General features: G+C 67.9%; 3 protein-coding genes. All 3 read left to right on the top strand.

Annotated elements, in window-relative coordinates; all coding sequences use genetic code 11:
- A partial coding sequence (locus G5B31_RS20830) for a hypothetical protein (RefSeq protein ID WP_165020104.1) occupies positions 1–361 on the top strand: 361 nt, incomplete at its 5' end.
- A gap of 73 nt (positions 362–434) precedes the next feature.
- Entirely contained in the window at positions 435–824 is a 390-nt protein-coding gene (locus tag G5B31_RS20825; RefSeq protein ID WP_165020103.1) for a hypothetical protein, read from the top strand.
- Positions 821–1,396: a hypothetical protein gene (locus G5B31_RS20820; RefSeq protein ID WP_165020102.1), complete on the top strand. Its 576-nt coding sequence runs from the start codon at positions 821–823 to the stop codon at positions 1,394–1,396. Before G5B31_RS20825 ends, G5B31_RS20820 begins: the two co-directional genes overlap by 4 nt.
- Positions 1,397–1,758 lie beyond the last annotated feature (362 nt).

Here is a 1,758-nt window from a genome sequence, read left to right as displayed (position 1 = left end):
CGCCGACATGTTGGAAAACGGGACTGCGCTTGATGTGGGTCTCGGGATCGCGCCCGCATCGGGAAAGACGGCGCGGCACGGCGTCCTGCTGGAAAAGCGAGATCGGCTGATCCGGCACGTCCGGCAGGCGATCCCGGAATGGCACGACCTATCCGACCGGCAGGCCGCCGCTGCGATCATCAAGGGCTTCTCGCGCTACCGGGCGACCCGCTGGACCGCGCAAGAAAAGGCGGGGACGGCATCGCCCTATGAGCCGGACGGCAGCTTCTGGCGGCTGTCGAAGCTCGCCCTGCCGGACGCGAAGCAAATGCCGGGGCTGACGACCGTCACGAACATCCTCCGAGGTGTAGGCGGCGGGTGATCCCCGCCGCCAATTTACCGCCCCTCCGAACTGGCGCGGCCCGGCATTACCTCGATCCCATAGGAGGTGCCAGATGCCCAACCCCGCCGAAATCACCCTCGACCCCGCCCGGCTGACCGCGCTGGCGGCCATCGCCCGCCGGTCCCGGGCCAGCCTGACCGGCCTGACCGATGCCGTCTACGACATGCGCGAACGTCGCCGCGACCTTACCCGGCAACGTGATCTGGTCCTTTCGGCGGGTCAGGCCAGCGGCCCCGCTGCCGCCGCCGAGGCCGCCGAACGTGCCGCCGCGCTGGCGGCGCAGATGGCCGACCTCGCCGCCGATGTCGTGATCCGCGAAGTCGAGCAACAGGAGGCCAGCGATGCCTACGCCGCCGCGCGCTCCAACCTCAAAACCGCCATCGCCCACGCCGAATTGGTCGGCCTGCAAGTGCCCGCCGGGGTCAAGGAGATGATGTCGTGATCGCTGACCTGTTGAAAACCTTTCGCAAGTCGCAGGCCAACTCCATGTCGATGCTCGACCTGCTCGATCAGGCGCGTGATGCCGTAGCGCAAGCCGTGACCCGCCGCGATGCCGTCCTCGCTGCGCCCGTGGACATCGACACCGCCATGAACTCCGTCGATCACTGGCTCGACCGGGCGGCGACCGAGGCCATCGACCGCCTCGGCCTTGAACATGCGGCGGAGCCGGGATGGCAAGGACCGGAGCTTCCGATCTTCACGGTGGTCGGCGAAAGCGTCCACGAGACCAAGAGCGCCTGCGAAACCCTCTTCGGCCTGCTCTGTCTGACCGCCCGGGACCAGCTTCGGCAGGTCGTCAAAGGCCAGATCGAAGATCGGATGCTCGGCCAGACGGGGATGAACGCGGCCACCCGGGCCAAGCGGCTGGCCGAGGCCGAACGCGACATCCTTGAGGCCGAATTGGCCGAGGAGGCGCTGATCCGCTCGATGGAAGCCAGCGGTATCGCCGTGGCCCGTCGCCCGGACGCCTCGCCGATTGCGCTGCTGGCCGCCGACGCTTCGCTGCCGGGTTAATCGAATGGGGGCGGCTTGCGATTTGCAGCGCGAGCCGGGTCGGGGGAAACCCCGGCTGACCCTCGGTCGGTGGGGGCGGATTGGACACCCGCTCCACATCGGCACGGCGCTGGCCGAGGTCAGCGTCGATGCTCGTTCCCGTCAATGCGCGGGCGAGCAGAAGGTGGGGGGCGGCCCCTCGCTCCCCACCCCCCTCCCGCCAAGGGACCGGTATGGGCACCTTTTCCTGCGGGGCCAAAGCCGCCCGGATTTCGCGCGTTTTTCGGCCCCTGAAATTTCCATTCCATTTCCGAAACGTGGAGACCCAGATGATCACGAAAAATGATGAAATCCCGCACGGCGGCGGCTTGTCGAAGCCCCTG

Source organism: Rhodobacter sp. SGA-6-6 (assembly GCF_011043545.1).
In the GTDB taxonomy this organism is placed as follows: domain Bacteria; phylum Pseudomonadota; class Alphaproteobacteria; order Rhodobacterales; family Rhodobacteraceae; genus Pseudogemmobacter.
This window is presented reverse-complemented; position numbering and strand designations above follow the sequence as displayed.